Below are 17,578 nucleotides of genomic sequence, written 5' to 3' on the forward strand. Positions count from 1 at the left end.
GAACGGCAGCGCGGCCCCGGCCGCTCCGGCCGTCGCCGTCCCGGCGCAGCCGGACGGGGAGCGCCCGCTGGCCAAGCCGCCGGTGCGCAAGCTCGCCAAGGACCTCGGCATCGACCTGGCCGCGGTGGTCCCCACCGGTGACGGCGGCATCGTGACCCGCGAGGACGTGCACGCCGCCGCTGCCGCCGCGATCGCCCCGGCGCCCGCGGCCGTCGCCCCGGCTCCGGTCGCCGCCGCGGCTCCGGCCGCCGAGGCGCCCGTACCCGTACCGCAGGCCGTGGAGGCCTCGGCCCGGGAGACCCGGATCCCGGTCAAGGGCGTCCGCAAGGTCACGGCCCAGGCGATGGTCAACTCCGCGTTCACCGCGCCGCACGTCACCGAGTTCATCACGCTCGACGTGACCCGGACGATGAAGCTGGTCCAGGAGCTCAAGGACGACCCGGACCTCCAGGGCCTGCGGATCAACCCGCTGCTCCTGATCGCGAAGGCCGTGCTCGTCGCGATCCGCCGCAACCCGGACGTCAACGCGTCCTGGGACGAGGCGGCCCAGGAGATCGTGCTCAAGCACTACGTCAACCTGGGCATCGCGGCGGCCACCCCGCGCGGGCTGATCGTCCCGAACATCAAGGACGCGCACGCCAAGACCCTCGGCGAGCTGTCGACGGCCCTGTCCGAGCTGGTCGCCACGGCCCGCGACGGCAAGACCTCCCCGGCCGACATGCAGAACGGCACCATCACCATCACCAACGTCGGCGTCTTCGGCGTCGACACCGGTACGCCCATCCTGAACCCGGGCGAGTCCGCGATCCTCGCGGTCGGCGCGATCAAGCTCCAGCCGTGGGTCCACAAGGGCAAGGTGAAGGCCCGTCAGGTCACCACCCTGGCGCTGTCGTTCGACCACCGTCTGATCGACGGCGAGCTCGGATCCCGCTTCCTGGCCGACATCGCGGCCGTCCTGGAGCACCCGCGCCGGCTGGTCACCTGGTCGTAGCGGCTTCGCGGCACGCCTTCCGAGGGGCCGGTCCCACGCACGCACGTGCGCGGGACCGGCCCCTCGTGTTCCACTTCCGCGCAGCTGAAACGCCTGGTCAGCGGCTTCGAGGCGTGTGATCATCGCCGGGTGATCTTTCGCGCTGCCACCACGGACCCCGCGGCCCTCGACCGTGCCGTCGCCTACCGGGCCGACGGCCCCGTCGCCGCCCTGACCGCCGAGCGGATCCGCGAGGAGCTCGCCGCGGACCGGATCCGTCCCGAGTGGATCTGGTCCGCCGAGGACGAGGACGGGGAGCTGCTCGCCCGCGCCCTGTGGTGGGGGCGGGCCGACAGCGAGCGGCCCGTCGCGCTCGACTGCCTCCAGGTCCGCGAGGGCGTGGCCGACCCGGCCGGCCTCGCCGCGGGCCTCCTGGAAGCCGGCCACGCCGCCTTCGGCAAGGCCCCGGGCTACCACATCTCGCTGCCCCGCGACTGGCGGTCCGACCCGGCGCTGGCCTCGGCGGTCGCCTGGCGGCAGGAGGCCGCGCGGCGGGCGGGTCTGGAGCAGGAGGTCGAGCGCCTGCGCTACGAGTGGACCCCGGCCGCCGGGACCGCCGCACCCACCGGACGCCTCGTCTTCCGCGAGGGCACCGACGAGGAGTTCCTCGACGCCTTCGCCCGGCTCTCCCGGGGCAGCCTCGACGTGAACACCCGGCAGGAGCTTGCCGTGATGACGGAGGAGGAGTTCGCCAAGGACGACTTCGCCAAGGACGACTTCGCCTTCTACCTCGACTGCCCCGGCGAGCGCTCCTGGTGGCGCCTGGCCCACCTGCCCGACGGCACCCTCGCCGGGATGGCCATTCCCTCCGCGACCCCCTACCACCGCAACGTCGGCTACCTCGGCGTCGTCCCGGAGCAGCGCGGCAAGGGCCTCATCGACGAGGTCCTCGGCGAGATCACCCGCTTCCACGCCGCCGACGGCGCGGGCCGGATCACCGCGACCACCGACACCGTCAACCTCCCCATGGCCGCCGCCTTCGACCGGGCCGGCTACGAGGTCACCGAGATCCGCCTCGTCCTGGAGGAGCCGGCGGCGGTGTGACGCGGTAACCTCCCGCACCGGGAAGGGGGTCGGGGTGCCCATCACCGAGTTGCAGGTGTACTCCGTCGAGGAGGCCGACGTCACGGGCGGCGTGTGCCTCGTCCGGTGCCTCGGCGGGGTCGCCCGGTCCGGGCAGGTCTACGCCGCCGGGCCGTCGCGGCTCGGGCTGCGCCGCATAGAGCGCCACGGCCGCCCGGCCGACTCCTTCGACGCCGGGCACACGGCGCGGGTCCGCCTGACGGGGGCCGTGGTGGCGCTGCTCGGCCGGGGCCAGGTGCTGACCTCCGTACCGCCCGAGGGGCACGCCCTGGAGGAACTGGAGGCCTGGCTGGCCACCGGGCCCCCGCTGGGGGACGAGCCCCTTCCGCGGACCCTGCGCGGCCTCGCGGTGGGCGGGATGCGGGACCGCACCCTGCCGGACGCGGTGCGGCTGCGCTGGGGCCGGCTGGCGGTGGCGGCGGCGTACCGCTGCGCGCGGGCCGAGGGCGCCCCGGACCTGGTGCGGGGGATCRACCTGGCCTTCGTGCGGAGCTACCTGATCCGGGAGTTCGGGCCCGGACCGGGCGGGGACCCGGCCGCGCTGTGCCGGGAGGCGCTCGCGCTGATCGACCTGACCCCGGCGGAGGCGGCCGCACGGGCCCGGGACTGGCGCGCGCTGCCCCGGGAACGGATCGTGCACCTGAGGCTGATCAGGAACCTCCTGCGGTGGACGGGCGCCGCCCGCCCGTACCTGGCGCCCGGGGACCCGCTGGCGGCGGCGGTGGACGCCTGGTCACAGGTGGGCGGACGACTGCCCTGAAGCGGCTGTGGCCGGCCCTCGGCGGCCCCGGTAGGCGCGGAGGAAGGCCGCGACGCCGCCCCGGACGAGCCGGTCGGTCAGGGCCTCGGACAGGGGCAGGACCCCGTAGTGCGAGAGCTGTGCGACGGAGCTGGAGGTCAGCGCCGTGAAGTGGGCGCCCGCCAGCTCCGCGTCGCCGTGCACGTCGATCAGCCCCGCCTCCGCGAGGCCCGCGAGGGCGTCCGCGAGGGCGTCCCCGACCGGGCCGGGGCCCGCGGACTTCCAGGCCGCCAGCACCTCGGGCGGTACGTGGTCGGCCTCGGCGTGGATGTGGCGTACGAGCGCGAAGTGGTCGGGGTGCTTCACCATGACGTCGATCAGCGCCCGGACGAGGGCGGCGAGGTCCCGTTCCAGGTTGTCCGGGTGGGGCGGGCGCCCGGGGTCGAGCAGGGTGCGCACGGTGGCCACGTGGGCGTCCCGCACCTCGCCCGAGCTCCAGGTCACCACGGCCCGGAAGAGCTCCGACTTGCCTCCGGGGAAGTGGTTGTAGAGCGTCCGCGTCGAGACCCCGGCCGCGGCGGCGAGGGCGTCGACGGAGGCGCGCGCGTACCCCTCGCGGCCGAACACCGTGCAGGCGGCGCGCGCGATCGCGGTCCGCTTGGCCTGCTTCCGGGGCGGGAGCGCGTCCGCCGTCCCCTCCGGGCCGCCGCCCGGGGCTTCCTCCTCCATTACCCCTCCATCGCCGCTCGCGCCGTTCTCTACAACGGTCGTTGTGCTTCTTACAACGCCCGTTGTAGCTTACTGGCAGGCCATAGACACAAACCAACCGCCCGGTTCTCCAGAGGGGGACAGTCGTTCATGTCTGCTGCCGAAACCGCCACCGGGACGCTCCCGCGCGCCGCCGCCGTCAGCGGCCCCGCCCGCACGGTCCACCCGTACGAGGGCTGAGGGCCACCGCACGATGCCGACCACACCCACCGCCGAGGACTCGCCGCCGGCGTTAGGGGCCGCGCCCGGGCAGCTCGGGCGCATCCTCACCGTCGTGATCACCGGCGCCGTCATGTCCGTCCTCGACATGACCATCGTCAACGTGGCGCTCGACAGGCTCTCCGAGTCCTTCGGGGCTCCGCTGGAGACCGTCCAGTGGACCGCCACCGCCTACACCCTGGCCCTGGCCGCCGTCATCCCGACGTCGGCCTGGGCGATGGGCCGGATCGGCGCGAAGCGCACCTACCTCACGGCCCTGTCCCTGTTCACCCTCGGCTCCCTGCTCGCCGCGTGCGCGTGGAGCGCCGGCAGCCTGATCGCCTTCCGCGCCCTCCAGGGGCTGGGCGGCGGACTGCTGATGCCGGTCGGCATGACGATGGTGATGCGGGCCGCAGACCGCGACCGGCTCGGGCGGGCGATGGCCCTCCTGGGGCTGCCCGTGCTCGTCGGCCCCGTGGCCGGGCCGATGCTGGGCGGCTGGCTGATCGACGCCGCCTCCTGGCAGTGGATCTTCCTCGTCAACCTGCCCGTCGGAGCGGCCGCCCTGATTCTCGCGGCGAGGCTGCTGCGCCCGGACTCCCCCCTGGGCGCGGCGGCTTCGCCGCGGCTCGACGTCCCCGGACTGCTGAGCCTCTCCCCGGGCCTCGCCCTGCTCCTGTACGGGCTGTCCCGGGGCGGCGGGAGCGGCGGGTTCGGCTCCCCCGGGGTGCTGCTGCCCCTGCTGGGCGGCGCCGTCCTCGTCGCGGCCTTCGTACGGCGCGCGCTGCGCGTGCCGGAGCCGCTGCTCGACCTGCGGCTGCTGCGCGACCGCACCTTCGCCGCCGCCGTCTGCACGCTCGCCCCGTTCACCTGCGGCTACTTCGGCTCGATGCTGCTGGCCCCGGTGTACTGGCAGCAGGCGCGCGGGCTGAGCGCGAGCGCGGCGGGGCTGCTGGTGGCGCCCGTCGGCCTCGCGGTCGGGGTGACCATGCAGATCGCCTCCCGGCGCGTCGACGAGGTCGCCCCCCGGCGGCTGATCCCCGTGGGGGTGGCGGTCGCGGCCCTCGGCATGCTGCTCGCCGGCCTGCGGACCGGCGCGGCGGGGGTGCCGGGCGGACAGGTCGTGGGCTCGCTGATGCTGATGGGCGTCGGCGCCGGGATGGTGCTGATGCCGACGATGACCACCGCCGGCCGGGACCTGCCCGCCGCGCGCATGGCGGCGGCGAGCACGGCCCTCAGCATCAACTCCCAGCTGTGCGCCTCGGTCGGGACGGCCCTCACCTCCGTGGTCCTCGGCACGGCGGGCACCACCCCGGCCGGCTTCCGCACCGCGTACGCGGTGGCGGCGGGCCTGATCGCGCTGTCCCTGCTGCCGTCGCTGCGCCTGCCGGGGCGGCGGTCCTAGGCCTTCGCGGCGTTGCCGAGGACCTTGGACGGGGTGAGGCGCAGGACCACCCGTACCGCGCCGTCCCCGGTGTCCCCGTACTCCTTGCCGGCGCCCGGGCCGAGGTACTCCTCGGCGATGCGGACGGCGACCGCGCGGCCGGTGTCCTCGGTGACGGTCACGGTGCCGCGGATCTCCGCGTAGAGGTACGGGTTGGCCAGGTCGAAGACGGTCAGGCCGACCCGCCCGTCGCGGACCACGTTGCGCTCCTTGCGCCGGCCCCGCTCGGTGGAGATCAGGACCTCGTCGCCGTCCCGGGTCACCCAGACCACCGAACTCTGCGGACTGCCGTCGGGGTCGATGGTGGAGAGCACCGCCGGGTGCGGGGAGTCGAGGAGCTGTCGCACCGTGTCGTTCAGAGCAATCGTCATACGTGGAAGCCTAGTTGGCGCCGGAGCGGCCGGGGCCGCCCCGGCGTGCGGCGCGGGGACTACCCGAAGTCGCTCAGCGCCAGGGGATGTTGAGCCAGGGGCTGGCCGGGTCGGTGGTCAGCGTCAGATGAGTGGCGAGCGAGGAGGCGTACCAGTCCCCGAACTCCTCCTCGTCGAAGTGCAGGCACCGGCCGAGGGAGTATCCGGCGGAGAAGTCCGCCCAGGAGCGGTAGGCCCCGCGGGCGGCCTCGCCGGCGCGGAGCACGCCCCGCTCGGCGTCCTCCAGGGTGCCGTAGCGGGTGGCGACGCCCCAGCGGGCCATCTGGGAGGCCCGGCCGTGGTCCCAGCCCTCCACGGAACGCACCCAGCCGTCCGGCGGGAGCAGCCCGTCGGCCCGGAAGCGCTGCTCGTAGCGGGCGATCCGGCCGATGAGCCGGCGCACCCCGGCGATCTCGCCCTCGACCTCGGCGGCGGGGCGCGGCTCGACGACGGTGACCCCTTCGGGGGTGAGCTGCGGCTCGGCGGAGCGTTCGGCGCCCCGGCGCAGGCTGGTCTCGGCGGCGTGCCGCCAGTGCTCCACGTCGACGGGCCCGGCGAAGTCGGAGGCGAGGACGCGGCGCACGCGCAGCGCGTACTCCCAGACGGGGCTGACGGCGTCGGCGTTCTGCAGCTGCCGCAGGGCCTCCAGCCAGCCCGCGCCGTCGGTGACGCCCCACCACTTGCGCATCCGCTCGCGCTCGCGGGTGTAGCCGTTGCCGTGCTGGGCGAGGGCGTTCCAGAACTCCCCGTTGGCGACGGCGAGGTGCGCGCCGACGGCCAGCCCGTGCGCGACCGGACCGTGCAGCGGCCCGCCGGTGTGCAGGGCGTGCACGGCGCCTTCGGACAGGCCCCACGAGGGGGCGGCGTCCCAGTGCGCGCGCCAGCGGGCGCGGTCCTCGGGGCGGGTGGTGAGGTAGGCCTCGGCGGGGCAGCCGGGGTTCACGGCGAGGTAGGCGGGGTCCCGGTCGTCCCAGGCGTTCGCGAACCAGGCGAGGCTCTGGCGCAGGTACACGGTGTGCTGGTCGGGGGCGGGCAGCATGCCCCGGGTGTAGACGGCCAGGCTCGCCCCGCCGGGGGCGGGGTGGAAACGGGCCTGCCGCGGATCGGCGTCGACGGCGGCGCGGTGCTGGGGGAGGAACAGCTCGGCGCGGGCGAGGGCGTCCAGGAAGGCCGGCCAGTCCCCGCGGGACTTCGCCTCGTACAGCTCTCTCTCGATCGCGCTCGGCGCCGTCCAGCCATCCATACGGCCTGACCCTATAGGGGGACCCCGGGGCCGGCTCGACCTGATCGACAGCATGCACAAAGGGCACCGGGCATGAAAGGGTTCGCGTGCGTGAAGTCCGGTCACGGTACGTCCGGCGGGGGGTGTGCGCAGGTGGCCCTCCCCCACGGTCCGGGTGATCTCCCCGGCCGGCACCGAAACGGTCCTGACGAACCCGAGCCTCGCCCCAGGTCAAGCAGGCCTTCGCCGTCTGAGGGCAAGCCCGCGCGCCCGCCTAATGCGCGGAGTGTTCGGCCTCGGCCTTGTCCAGCAGTTGCAGGAACGGGGTCTGGACCATCGAGCCGCGGACGCGTGCGAGGCCGTACCGGTCGATGACCTCCTTGTTCGCGTCGGGGTGGTGGGGGTCGAAGGCCTTCCGTTCGCCGGGTGGGGCCACGTCCACGTAGATGTACGGCCAGGAACCCCGGTACATCCACCACACCGTCACGCGCTGGTGGCCCCGGGTCACATTGAGGATCTCATTGCTGTTGGAGATCTCGGCCTGATAGCGGAAGTAGTCCCCGGGCGGGCCTTCCGGGTCCTTGTCCTTGCCTTCCTTCGCGAGTTGGCCGGCATATTTCTTGGAGTTTTCGTAGTCGGCGGTGATGGTCATCCTGTCGGCCCTGATCACGTACATCTCGGTCTGGGCGCGGACCGTCTCGAAGTCGGACTTCCTGGGGTTGTCGATCTTCACGACCTCGTCGCCCGAGAATTCCTCGCCCGGGTTCAGGGCCCGGCCCGGCGGTGCGATGAACTCGCCGGGCTGGATGAGGGTGTAGTCCGGTGTGCCGACGGGCTTGCCGTGGATCCAGTAGATGCTGCCGAGGACGTAGACGGCGACGCGGCCGGCGTTCTTCACCGAGAGGTGGACGGGGAGGTACATGACCGTCCCGTCCTTGTTCAGGGTCGGTGACCGGAACTCGGCTGCGGTCTCGACCAGCGGGGACGCGGTGTACGGGACGTAGAACTGCGAGTACGTGAGGCTGGTGACGGCCAGGACGGTCGAGACGACCGCCCCGATCGCGATGCGCTTGGGGTTCTGGAGTCCCGCCCACGCCTGGGAGCGGACGAGCATGAACAGGGCCCAGGAGGACCAGACGATGAGGACGATCCAGAGCCACAGGTAGCGGGTGTACACCCGGCCGCCCATCTGCACCAGGAGCAGCGACGCGTTCGCGAGGAGGGATATCGCGGCGGCGAAGAACACGACCGCTCCCGAGAACCTCACCCGCCGCTTGGTCCAGTAGTCGAAAACGGCGGCGATGCCGATCACCTCTATCGCGGCGGCGACCAGGAAAGTGGCTCCCGCGATGCGTCCGGCATAGGTCAGGGCGCTGAAGAAGTCTGCCATTCCTATCTTGAAGAGCACGATTGCGGTCGTCAGGAGGCAGAGTGCCGCCGCGGAGCCGTGCAGTAAGCGCAGCCACGACCGGTTCGGCCAGACCGTGCTGTCGCCRCCGCGCCACTGGATGTTCCGCTCGAAAGGCAGACCGGCACGGGAAAGGAGTTTCCGCAGTTCTCTGGGGGACCGCACCTTGCCCGCGGTCTTGCCGTCGACGGTGACCTTCCGCAGGCCAAGACCGTCCGGCGGCCCCACGACGACCGTGGGGTTGTTCTCCATGACACCAGTGTGCGGCCGGAGTTGGGTGAGCGCTTCCCCAGCAGGCACTCCGAGGGAACCTGCCGTGTAATGGAAGGGGGGTGTGTGTCACAGGACCGTCCCCGTAGGAGATCCTCCATGTCCATGCACGTGCGTATGCGAATTTTCGGGTTCCCCGTCGCCGCTGCCGCCGCCGTGGCCGTGCTCGGCCTCATGGGCCCCGCCGCCCGGGCGGCCGCGCCCGCCGTCGACGCGCAGACGTGCGTGGCCGCTGGTGGCAGCGTGGAGTACGACTCCGCCACCGGCCAGTGGGTCTGCATCGGCGGCACGTACAACAAGGAGCCCGTCGCCTGACCCCGGGCCGACGCTTTTCGGTCAGTCAATCCGTCTGCTCCACACGGAAGTTAGGCTGTGCGCCGTGGCGGAGTCGGGCGGGGCGCTGATCGGTGGGCGGTACGAGCTCCTGGAGCTGATCGGCCGGGGCGGCACGGTCCTCGGAGCCGGGCGCACCGGAGCCGCCGGGCCTGCCGGGGGTCCCGTACCGGCGGTGGTGCTGCCGCTGCCCGGAACGGGCCCGGGCTCCCGGCTGGGGCCGGGTCCGGCTCTGCCGGCGCGGGGGCTGGTGTGCACAGCCCCGGCCTGGGCCGTCGCGACGGTGTTCCCGGCGCAGTACATCGATACCGGTCCCCTGGGCATCGCCCTCTTCGCCCCGGGCGCGGGACCGGTGAACACGGCGGAACGTCCCAAGCCCTCGGCCGGCCGGTCGTGGTTCCTTTTCCTCACGGTGAACACGGCCCTGTTCATGGTGGGGGTGTTCCTGCCGTACGGCTGGGGGTGGGACGGGGTGCTCCACAACGTGCCGCTCCTGGCCCCCTCCAGCTGGGCCTTGTGGTGGCTGCTGCCCGGTGCCCGGCAGCGCTGAGAAGGGCTCCGCACACATTCATCCACGACGGGAGACGGACATGCAGGGCGGAAGGGTCGCGGTCGTCGGCGGGAGCATCGCGGGGTGCGCGTTCGCCGCCGCGGCGGTGCGGGCGGGGGCGGACGAGGTCGTCGTACTGGAGCGCACGCGCGGCCGGCTCGCGGACCGGGGCCTGGGGCTCTGCGTCCACGACGACCGGGCCGCCGAGCTGGCCGCGGCCGGGGCGCTGCCCGCGGGGATCCCCGCGCACCGGCTGGAGCGGCGCCGGTGGGTGGTGCGGGAGCCGGGGGCGCAGGGCGGCCGGCTGATCTGGGAGCAGCCCTTCCCCTTCCACTCGTACCACTGGGGGCTGCTGTGGCGCGGGCTGCGCGCGGCCACTCCCGACGGGGTGCGCTACCGGCAGGGCGTGACGGTGGCGGGCGTGGCCGCGGACGCGGGCGGCGCCGCCGAGGTGCGGACCGCCGACGGTGCCGTCGAGCGGTACGACCTGGCCGTCGGGGCGGACGGCTACCGCTCGGTGGTGCGCGAGGCGGTCTGCCCGGGGTCCCGGCCGCACTACGCCGGGTACGTGTGCTGGCGCGGCAACTTCGACGCGGCACGGCTGCCGGAGCCCGACGGCGGGGGCACCGACCCGCACCCCGGGGCCGTCACCACCGTCTGCTTCGCGGGCGGGAGCTGCGTGATCTACCGGATCCCCGGTCCGGACGGACCCCGGGTGAACTGGGTGCTCTACGCCCCGCCGCCGCGGGACGGCGCCCTGCGCTACGACGACCCGACCAGCTTCCCGCCGGGCGCGCTGACCCCGGAACTGTCGGGACACCTGCGGGAGCTCCTGGAACGGGAGTTCCCGCCGTACTGGGGCCACGCGCTCGCGCTGACCGACCCGGCGGACACCTTCGTGCAGCCCATCTACGACCTGGAGACCGCGCGCACCACCGCCGGGCGGCTCCTGCTCGCCGGTGACGCGGCCACCGTGGTGCGCCCGCACAACACCAGCGGCGCCGCCAAGGCGCTCCAGGACGCGACCGCGTTCGCCGCCGCGTGGCGCCGCGCGGACTCCTGGGAGGAACTGCTGGGCGCCTACCAGGCCGCCCGGGGCCCGGCCGGCCGCGACCTCGTCGCCCTGGCCCGCCGGCTGGGCCGGGCCCAGGTGGAGCGGACGCCGCCGTGGGCGGAGATGAGCCGCGACGAGGTGGCGGCGTGGTGGCAGGCACAGCTGGCGGGGGCCGCGGGCATCGGGGGCCAGGCGCTGACCCCGTAGCCGCACCCGTCGGCAGGACTCCCCGCACCGTACGACCCCCGTGCCTCCGCGCGACCGCGCGGACCCCCTTGACGCGGTCCGGTGACGGGGAGACGCTCCCGGGGCTCACGACCGGGCGGTTGCAGCTGGGGGCGGTATGCCGGGGGAGTCTGTCCAGACGGCCGGGGAGCTGCGGGCGCAGCTCGTGGCGCAGGGGGCGCGGTGGTCGGTGAGCGAGCACCTGGCCGACGGGGCGCCCGTGCCGCGCCCCGCGCTCGGTCTGGAACCGGGGGTGAACCTGACCCCGGCCGCGGAGGCCGGGACCGTGGACCTGAGGGCGCTGATCGGCCACCCCAGCGGCAATCCGCACTTGACCCGGCGGCGGGCCGCACACGGCCTGCTCCCGGACGGCGGCGCGCACGGCGGGGCGGACGGCGGGGCGGACGGCGGCGCGGGCACCGCGACGGGCCCCGCCGCCGGAACGGGCGCCGGAACGGGCGCCGGAACGGATGCGGACACGGCGGCGGGCGTGAGCGCCGGCCGGCCCGTCGCCGTGGACTGGCGGTCCCGCTGGGGCTGGCCCTGGCTGACGAAGGTGAAGGACCAGAACCCCTGCGGGTCCTGCTGGGCCTTCGGCGCGGCCGGTCTCGTCGAGTCGATGGCCCGGATCGAGCACGACGTGTGGGCGGAGCGCTCCGAGGGGGACGTCCACGACGGGCTCAAGTCCACCTGCGGGCAGGGCGGCAACCCGGAGACCGCCCTCGACTGGATCCGCGCCAACGGCGGCCTCGCCGACCCGGACTGCTGGCCCTACAGCCCCCCGCCCCCCGGACTGCCCGCCGAGCGCCGCGACGCCTGGCGGGCCGAGTACACGCCCAGCTGGGACCGTTCGGGCCGGACCGTGCGGATCACCGACTACGTCCGTCTCGGGGACGTGGAGCAGCAGAAGGCGTGGCTGGACACGGTCGGCCCGCTCACCGCCTGCTTCGACGTCTACGACGACTTCTTCGGGCTCGGCTCCGGCGTCTACCACCGCACCAGCGACCGGCTCGCGGGCGGCCACTGCGTGCTGGTCGTCGGCTACGACGACGCGGCCGGCTGCTGGCTGTTCAAGAACTCCTGGGGGACCGGCTACCACGTCGGCGGGTACGGCCGGATCGCCTACGGCGAGGTCAACATCGACTACTGGGCCAAGTGCGGACTGCGCGGCACCAACATCGACCCCTGGAGCAAGCGCCGCCTGCACGCGGGCAGCGTCTACGAGAGCGGCAACGGCCGGGCCCACCGCAACTTCGAGATGGCCGCGGCGGCGGGCGGCGGCCGGCTCCAGCACTGGTGGCGCGAGGGCGACGCCCCCTTCGCCTGGTCCCGGGGGGCGGCCTTCGCGGGCGACGCCGGCGGTCAGCCCGCCTTCACCGGCTCCACCTACAACCGGAACATGGAGTCCCTGCACGTCACCACGGGCGGCCGGCTGCGCCACTGGTACTACGAGCAGTCCGTCGGCGTCTGGCGCGACGGCGGCGCCTTCGGCCCCGGGGACGCGGCCCTCGGCTCGACGCCCGGGTTCATCCAGAGCGACTACGGGGCGCCGGGCAACTTCGAGGTGGTCGTGCGCACCGCCGACGGCCGCCTCAACCACTGGTGGCGGATCAACGGCGCCCCCTGGACCTGGAACGACGGCGGCCGCTTCGCCTCCGGGATCGCCCACTACGGCCCCGCCCTGGTGCAGACCCGCAGCCGCCACCTGGACCTGGTGGCGGCCCGTACGGACGGCACGATGCAACTGTGGTGGCGCGACGACCCCAACGGCTTCGTCTGGCGCCCCGGCGAGGTCTTCGGCGGCGGGATCACCTCGGCGCCCTGCATGGTCGAGGCCCAGTACGGGGCCGCGGACGAGGACACCGCCGGGAACTACGAACTGTGCGCGGCCCGGGCGGACGGCCGCGTCGAGCACTGGTGGCGCGGGAACGCCTCGGGCGCCGCCTGGGCCCGCGGCGCCGTCTTCGGGCACGACGTGCTCACCGTCACCGGGATGCTGCAGGGCAGCTTCGGGTTCAACCTGGAAGTCGTCGTCCTGCGCACCGACCGCCTGCTCCAGCACTACTGGCGGGACGGTGCCGGCTGGCACGAGGGGCCGGTCATCGGCCCGGCATGAGAGGGGCTGCGGGTGGAGGTGCGCCGGATCGAGCTCGGGCAGGGCGAGACGTACACCCTGCGGCTGCCCGGCCGGGGGGCGCGCGGCTACGTGTGGACCTGGCAGGTGACGGGGGACGAGGACGCCGTCACCGTCGCGGTGGCGGACGCCGGGCCCGGCGCGGAGCGCGGGTCCCTGCCCGGGGAGGCCGTCGAGCGGGCGTACACGCTCCGGGGCCGCCGGCCCGGGGCGAGGGCCCGGATCCGGTTCGCACAGATCAGGCCGCCGTACCCGCAGGAGGCCCCGTACGACGAACTCCTGCTGGAGGTCGAGGTCCACGGCAAGCGGTGAGCGGTGAGTGGGGGGCGTTGCGGCGGTGGGCGGTGCGCCGTCCGGATGGCGGACGTACGGCCGCACGCATCCATGATGTATCTATCCTGTGCGCATGCCCCCCTCCCCGGCCTCTCCCGCCTCCCCGCCCGCCGCCGACCGCGTCTACCGCCACGTCAAGCAGGGCGTCCTGGACCGCCGCTACGAGGGCGGGGTGCTGCTCACGGAAGGGGAGCTCGCCGAGGCCGTCGGCGTCTCCCGCACGCCCGTCCGCGAGGCGCTGCTGCGGCTGGAGACCGAGGGCCTCCTGAAGCTGTACCCGAAGAAGGGCGCCCTGGTGCTGCCGGTCTCCGCACAGGAGATCGCCGACGTCATCGAAACGCGGCTGCTGGTCGAGGAGTTCACCGTCCGCAGGGCCGTGCCCGCGCCCCCCGCCCTGCTGGAGCGGCTCGCGGAACTGGTCGAGGAACAGCGCCGGCACGCCGCCGCGGGGGACCTGCCCGCGCTGATGGCCGCTGACCGGGGCTTCCACGCCGAGATCGTCCGCCACGCCGGCAACCAGATCCTGTCCCGGCTCTACGACCAGCTCCGCGACCGCCAGCTGCGGATGGGCGTGGCCCTGCTGCACGCGCACCCCGACCGGGTGGAGCTGACCCTCGCCGAGCACGCCGAGATCCTGGACGCCCTGCGCGCCGGCGACGCCGACACCGCCGCGGCCGCCGTACGCGGGCACGTCGGGCGGGTCGAGGCGCTGGTGCGGGGGGCGGGCCGATGAGCGGGCTGCCCCAGGACCCGCCGGGCGGGCGGAAGGCCGTGGCCGTCTGGTCGATCGGCGTCGCCGTCTACTTCGTCGCCGTCATCTTCCGCACCAGCCTCGGCGTCGCCGGACTCGACGCCGCCGACCGCTTCCACGTCAACGCCTCCGCGCTGGCCGCGTTCTCCCTCCTCCAGCTGCTGGTCTACGCCGGCATGCAGATACCCGTCGGCCTGATGGTGGACCGGCTCGGCACCAAGAAGGTCCTCACCCTCGGCGCCGTCCTCTTCACCGCCGGACAGGTCGGCTTCGCACTGTCCCCGTCCTACGGGACGGCGCTGGCCGCGCGCGCCCTGCTCGGCTGCGGCGACGCCATGACCTTCATCTCCGTCCTGCGGCTGGGCACCCGCTGGTTCCCCGCCCGGCGCGGGCCGCTGATGGCACAACTGGCCGGGCTGGTGGGGATGGCGGGCAACCTCGTCTCCACCCTCGTGCTGGCACCCGTCCTGCACGGCCTCGGCTGGGTGCCCGCCTTCGCGGGCAGCGCGGCCGCCGGGCTCGTGGTGCTGGTGCCGCTGGTGCTCTTCCTGCGGGACCACCCCGAGGGGTACGGGCCGGCGGCCGACCCGGCCCGGGGCGCGGGCGGCTCCGGCGGCTTCGTGCGGCGCCAGATCGCCGACTCCTGGCGGGAGCCCGGCACGAAGCTCGGGCTGTGGGTGCACTTCACCACCCAGTTCCCGGCGATGGTGTTCCTGCTGCTGTGGGGGATGCCGTTCCTCGTCGAGGCACAGGGGCTGTCCCGGACCACCGCGGGCGGGCTGCTCACCCTGGTGGTCGCCTCCAACATGGGCTTCGGACTGCTCTACGGCCAGATCGTGGGCCGCTTCCAGTCCTCCCGGATCCCGCTGGCCCTGGCCACCGTGGGGACCACCGCCACGCTGTGGGGCGCCGTACTCGTCCACCCGGGGGACCGGGCGCCGATGTGGCTGCTCGTCGCCCTGTGCGTGGTGCTCGGCACCTGTGGACCCGCCTCGATGATCGGCTTCGACTTCGCCCGGCCCGCCAACCCGCCCGAGCGCCAGGGCACCGCGTCCGGGATCACCAACATGGGCGGCTTCCTCGCCTCGATGACCACCCTGCTGGCGGTCGGCGTCCTGCTCGACGCCACCGGCGACGACTACCGGATCGCCTTCTCCTCGGTGTTCGTCCTCCAGGCCCTCGGCGTGTCCCGGATCCTGAGCCTGCGCGGCCGGGCCCTGGCCCGCGAACGGGACCGCCGGGCCCCCGCACCGGTGGCCTCCCACGGCGACCCGGCGCCGGCCCCGGCCACGGCCTGAGGGCCGCCGGGAGACGCGGCGCAGTGCGCTGCGGGGTGGGTCGCGGGGTGGGTCGCGGGGCGGGCTGCGGTGTCCGCTACGGAGTCACCGCGAAGGCCGCCAGGATCGCGTCGCCCAGCTCCGCGTCGCCCTCCACCTTCACCCGGTCGGCGACCGCGCGCGGCCGCACCCGGCCCGCGGCGAGCCGTACGTAGGTCTCCCAGTCCATGCCCAGCGTCACGGCCGGGCCCAGCGAGGGCGTCTCCTCCACGGTGGCCCGGCCCGTCGCGTCCACCCGTACGGTCCGCATGAACTCCAGCGCCCCGTGCACGTCCAGCACCACGGCCGAGTTGGGGGGCGCGCCCGCCCCCTTCGCGACCACCTTCGCCAGCCCGGCGAGGAGGAGGTCCCGCGCCACGTACGCGCCCGGCGAGTCCCAGTTGCCGGGCACGCCCAGCGCGGCCCGCAGGTCCTGCTCGTGGATCCAGACGTCGAACGCCCGCAGCCGCAGCGCGAACTCCAGCGTCACCTGGTCGCCGAGCGGACCCCGCGCCATCGTGGTGGCCGGATCCCGCTTCTCGTTGCGCAGCTGGCGCTGACGCCGGATGACCGTGTACTCCAGCTCCGAGGTCATCTCCGGCGCGGTGTGGTGGCGCCGGACGTCAACCTGCACCTCCATGTACCGGGTGAACTCGTCCACCACGTGGCGGAGATCGCGCGGCAGGGTGTGGATCGGCCGGGGGTCCCCGAGCTGCTCGCACTCGATGCCGATGATGTGGGACACGACGTCGCGGACGGACCAGCCGGGGCAGGGGGTCGCCCGGTTCCAGTCGGACTCGGCCAGCGGGCGCACCAGCTCGGATATCGCCTCGATGGAATGCGTCCACGCGTCGGCATAGGGCTCAAGGCTGGGATGGACGGTCAACGGGACCCCTCGCGTGCAGTTTCAGTGGCGCGTTGTGGACTATGCCCAAAACTACGCTGCCGATGAGCACCCCGGCAGTGCTTTCGTGTGACGATCGTAGGCCCGAGTTGACGGCCGATAGGCCAGGACGGTGGTACTGTGCGCGCCTCGCTGATCCAAATCGCGGTGAATGAGGGGGAGTCGGTGGCTTCCCGGCGGTCGAGGGCCGCCGAACTCGTCCGGGAGCAGAGCGGCTCCGATCTCGTGGTGCTGCCCGAACTGTGGACGGTCGGGGCCTTCGCCTACGAGCAGTTCGAGACCGAGGCGGAGCCGCTGGACGGCCCGACGTACGAGGCGATGTCCAAGGCGGCACGGGACGCCGGGGTCTGGCTGCACGCGGGCTCGGTCGTCGAGCGCGCGGGCGACGGCTCGCTCTACAACACCGCGCTCGTACTGTCCCCGGCGGGCGAGCTCGCCGCGACCTACCGCAAGATCCACCGCTTCGGCTTCGACCAGGGCGAGGCGGTGCTGATGTCGCCCGGGGACTCGCTGACCACGGTGACCCTGCCGGAACAGACCCTGGGCCTGGCCACCTGCTACGACCTGCGCTTCCCCGAGCTGTTCCGGGGCCTGGTCGACGCGGGCGCCACGACCATGGTGGTCTCGGCGGGCTGGCCGGCCCGGCGCCGCGCCCACTGGACGCTGCTGAACCGCGCACGGGCCGTCGAGGACCAGTCGTACGTCCTCGCCTGCGCGCTGGCCGGCACCCACGCGGGCGTCGAGCAGTCGGGGCACAGCCTGGTGGTGGACCCGTGGGGCGAGGTCCTGGCCGAGGCGGGACCGGGCGAGGACGTGCTCACCGTCGACCTCGACCCGGAGAAGGTGGCCGCGACCCGGGAGCAGTTCCCGGCGCTGAAGGACCGGATGCTGGGCCTGCGCACCCCCGGCGGGGCTTCCGGCCGCAGCTCATGATCCGCCGCGGACGGGGCAGCAGAACCGCATGACCCACCCCGACGAATCCGCCGTCCAGGCCGTGGCCGAGCCGCACGAGCCCGGCCCCGGTGAGCGCGCGGCGCGCGACCGGATCCGTGCCGAGGCCACGGGCATGGCCCACGCCGAGGCGCGCGACGCCCTGGAGGCCGCCCGCGCGGCCGGGGCGGACCCGGCCGCCGTGGCGGAGTGGCAGCGCATCGAGGAGCACCTCGTGGCCCACGGAGGCCCCTACTCCCCGGCCTCCGACCCCTACGTCCAGGGCCAGCTCACCGCCCGCTCCCACCACGACGGGCCCAGGACGGCCTAGGGGGTGTCTGACGGATCTCCGCGGCGTCGCGACGCCCGRCACGCACTCTCGCCGCACCGACCGAAAGCTCAAKTACGTCCAGTACGCGGGCTTCCGGTCGGCACGCCGAGAGCACGCACCGGGCGCCGCTCCTTCCCCACGGACA

The 17,578-nt window shown here is 74.2% G+C and carries 18 protein-coding genes; 13 read left to right on the forward strand and 5 right to left on the reverse strand.

All coding sequences use genetic code 11. The features are described 5' to 3' along the window. The 3 genes from AB4039_RS37690 to AB4039_RS37700 form a co-directional block, all read left to right on the forward strand. On the forward strand, window positions 1-991 hold a 991-nt coding region (locus tag AB4039_RS37690), incomplete at its 5' end, for a dihydrolipoamide acetyltransferase family protein (RefSeq protein ID WP_442272877.1). Window positions 992-1,120: 129 nt separating this feature from the next. Further along, complete coding sequence (locus AB4039_RS37695; protein WP_442272878.1) at window positions 1,121-2,074, forward strand: GNAT family N-acetyltransferase; 954 nt, start codon at window positions 1,121-1,123, stop codon at window positions 2,072-2,074. A 34-nt stretch (window positions 2,075-2,108) separates the two neighbouring features. Then, the gene (locus tag AB4039_RS37700; RefSeq protein ID WP_442272879.1) at window positions 2,109-2,873 is read left to right on the forward strand and encodes a hypothetical protein; all 765 of its coding nucleotides are present in this window, start codon (window positions 2,109-2,111) and stop codon (window positions 2,871-2,873) included. Here the strand turns inward: AB4039_RS37700 and AB4039_RS37705 are convergent. After that, a complete protein-coding gene (locus AB4039_RS37705; protein WP_266840220.1) occupies window positions 2,847-3,581 on the reverse strand; it encodes a TetR/AcrR family transcriptional regulator in 735 nt (244 codons plus the stop codon). The two genes, AB4039_RS37700 and AB4039_RS37705, sit on opposite strands and share 27 nt — an antisense overlap. Window positions 3,582-3,813: 232 nt before the next feature. On the opposite strand from AB4039_RS37705, the gene AB4039_RS37710 reads away from it, so the two are divergent. Next, the gene (locus tag AB4039_RS37710) at window positions 3,814-5,223 is read left to right on the forward strand and encodes a DHA2 family efflux MFS transporter permease subunit (protein ID WP_266840219.1); all 1,410 of its coding nucleotides are present in this window, start codon (window positions 3,814-3,816) and stop codon (window positions 5,221-5,223) included. Here AB4039_RS37710 and AB4039_RS37715 read toward each other — a convergent pair. The 3 genes from AB4039_RS37715 to AB4039_RS37725 form a co-directional block, all read right to left on the reverse strand. Beyond that, the gene (locus AB4039_RS37715) at window positions 5,220-5,633 is read right to left on the reverse strand and encodes a PPOX class F420-dependent oxidoreductase (RefSeq protein WP_266840217.1); all 414 of its coding nucleotides are present in this window, start codon (window positions 5,631-5,633) and stop codon (window positions 5,220-5,222) included. The two genes, AB4039_RS37710 and AB4039_RS37715, sit on opposite strands and share 4 nt — an antisense overlap. Before the next feature lie 73 nt (window positions 5,634-5,706). Next, complete coding sequence (locus AB4039_RS37720; protein ID WP_266840215.1) at window positions 5,707-6,915, reverse strand: DUF1266 domain-containing protein; 1,209 nt, start codon at window positions 6,913-6,915, stop codon at window positions 5,707-5,709. A 253-nt stretch (window positions 6,916-7,168) separates the two neighbouring features. Further along, complete coding sequence (locus tag AB4039_RS37725) at window positions 7,169-8,554, reverse strand: hypothetical protein (RefSeq protein ID WP_442272880.1); 1,386 nt, start codon at window positions 8,552-8,554, stop codon at window positions 7,169-7,171. A gap of 117 nt (window positions 8,555-8,671) precedes the next feature. Here AB4039_RS37725 and AB4039_RS37730 point away from each other — a divergent pair, with 117 nt between their 5' ends. The 7 genes from AB4039_RS37730 (at window position 8,672) to AB4039_RS37760 (ending at window position 15,250) form a co-directional block, all read left to right on the forward strand. After that, window positions 8,672-8,887, forward strand: a complete 216-nt coding sequence (locus tag AB4039_RS37730) for a hypothetical protein (RefSeq protein WP_266840211.1) — start codon at window positions 8,672-8,674, stop codon at window positions 8,885-8,887. A gap of 64 nt (window positions 8,888-8,951) precedes the next feature. After that, a complete protein-coding gene (locus tag AB4039_RS37735; protein ID WP_442272881.1) occupies window positions 8,952-9,455 on the forward strand; it encodes a hypothetical protein in 504 nt (167 codons plus the stop codon). 40 nt (window positions 9,456-9,495) lie between these two features. Next, entirely contained in the window at window positions 9,496-10,716 is a 1,221-nt protein-coding gene (locus tag AB4039_RS37740; protein ID WP_266840207.1) for an FAD-dependent monooxygenase, read from the forward strand. A 136-nt stretch (window positions 10,717-10,852) separates the two neighbouring features. Beyond that, complete coding sequence (locus AB4039_RS37745) at window positions 10,853-12,850, forward strand: C1 family peptidase (RefSeq protein ID WP_442272882.1); 1,998 nt, start codon at window positions 10,853-10,855, stop codon at window positions 12,848-12,850. A 12-nt stretch (window positions 12,851-12,862) separates the two neighbouring features. After that, window positions 12,863-13,180 carry a protease inhibitor I42 family protein gene (locus AB4039_RS37750; protein ID WP_266840203.1) on the forward strand — a complete coding sequence of 106 codons (318 nt, stop codon included), beginning with the start codon at window positions 12,863-12,865 and terminating at the stop codon, window positions 13,178-13,180. Between the two features lie 94 nt (window positions 13,181-13,274). Then, entirely contained in the window at window positions 13,275-13,934 is a 660-nt protein-coding gene (locus AB4039_RS37755) for a GntR family transcriptional regulator (RefSeq protein WP_266840201.1), read from the forward strand. Further along, window positions 13,931-15,250, forward strand: a complete 1,320-nt coding sequence (locus AB4039_RS37760) for an MFS transporter (protein ID WP_442272883.1) — start codon at window positions 13,931-13,933, stop codon at window positions 15,248-15,250. The genes AB4039_RS37755 and AB4039_RS37760 overlap by 4 nt, the downstream gene beginning before the upstream one ends. A 76-nt stretch (window positions 15,251-15,326) precedes the next feature. Here the strand turns inward: AB4039_RS37760 and AB4039_RS37765 are convergent, their stop codons facing one another. Then, window positions 15,327-16,154, reverse strand: a complete 828-nt coding sequence (locus AB4039_RS37765) for a maleylpyruvate isomerase family mycothiol-dependent enzyme (protein WP_371677707.1) — start codon at window positions 16,152-16,154, stop codon at window positions 15,327-15,329. Between the two features lie 138 nt (window positions 16,155-16,292). Between AB4039_RS37765 and AB4039_RS37770 the strand changes: the two genes are divergently transcribed. Both AB4039_RS37770 and AB4039_RS37775 read left to right on the forward strand, forming a co-directional pair. Next, entirely contained in the window at window positions 16,293-17,105 is an 813-nt protein-coding gene (locus tag AB4039_RS37770; protein ID WP_266840195.1) for a carbon-nitrogen family hydrolase, read from the forward strand. 28 nt (window positions 17,106-17,133) lie between these two features. Continuing rightward, window positions 17,134-17,433, forward strand: a complete 300-nt coding sequence (locus AB4039_RS37775; protein WP_266840193.1) for a hypothetical protein — start codon at window positions 17,134-17,136, stop codon at window positions 17,431-17,433. The last annotated feature ends 145 nt before the right edge of the window (window positions 17,434-17,578 follow it).

It is taken from the genome of Streptomyces sp. M-16, assembly GCF_052114405.1.
In the GTDB taxonomy this organism is placed as follows: Bacteria; Actinomycetota; Actinomycetes; order Streptomycetales; family Streptomycetaceae; genus Streptomyces.

Excerpts from the sequence above, each read along its gene's own strand:
- AB4039_RS37705 (WP_266840220.1), bottom strand. The coding sequence starts at position 3,581 with ATGGAGGAGGAAGCCCCGGGCGGCGGCCCGGAGGGGACGGCGGACGCG.
- AB4039_RS37710 (WP_266840219.1), top strand. The coding sequence starts at position 3,814 with ATGCCGACCACACCCACCGCCGAGGACTCGCCGCCGGCGTTAGGGGCC.
- AB4039_RS37715 (WP_266840217.1), bottom strand. The coding sequence starts at position 5,633 with ATGACGATTGCTCTGAACGACACGGTGCGACAGCTCCTCGACTCCCCG.
- AB4039_RS37720 (WP_266840215.1), bottom strand. The coding sequence starts at position 6,915 with ATGGATGGCTGGACGGCGCCGAGCGCGATCGAGAGAGAGCTGTACGAG.
- AB4039_RS37730 (WP_266840211.1), top strand. The coding sequence starts at position 8,672 with ATGTCCATGCACGTGCGTATGCGAATTTTCGGGTTCCCCGTCGCCGCT.
- AB4039_RS37740 (WP_266840207.1), top strand. The coding sequence starts at position 9,496 with ATGCAGGGCGGAAGGGTCGCGGTCGTCGGCGGGAGCATCGCGGGGTGC.
- AB4039_RS37745 (WP_442272882.1), top strand. The coding sequence starts at position 10,853 with ATGCCGGGGGAGTCTGTCCAGACGGCCGGGGAGCTGCGGGCGCAGCTC.
- AB4039_RS37755 (WP_266840201.1), top strand. The coding sequence starts at position 13,275 with ATGCCCCCCTCCCCGGCCTCTCCCGCCTCCCCGCCCGCCGCCGACCGC.
- AB4039_RS37760 (WP_442272883.1), top strand. The coding sequence starts at position 13,931 with ATGAGCGGGCTGCCCCAGGACCCGCCGGGCGGGCGGAAGGCCGTGGCC.
- AB4039_RS37775 (WP_266840193.1), top strand. The coding sequence starts at position 17,134 with ATGACCCACCCCGACGAATCCGCCGTCCAGGCCGTGGCCGAGCCGCAC.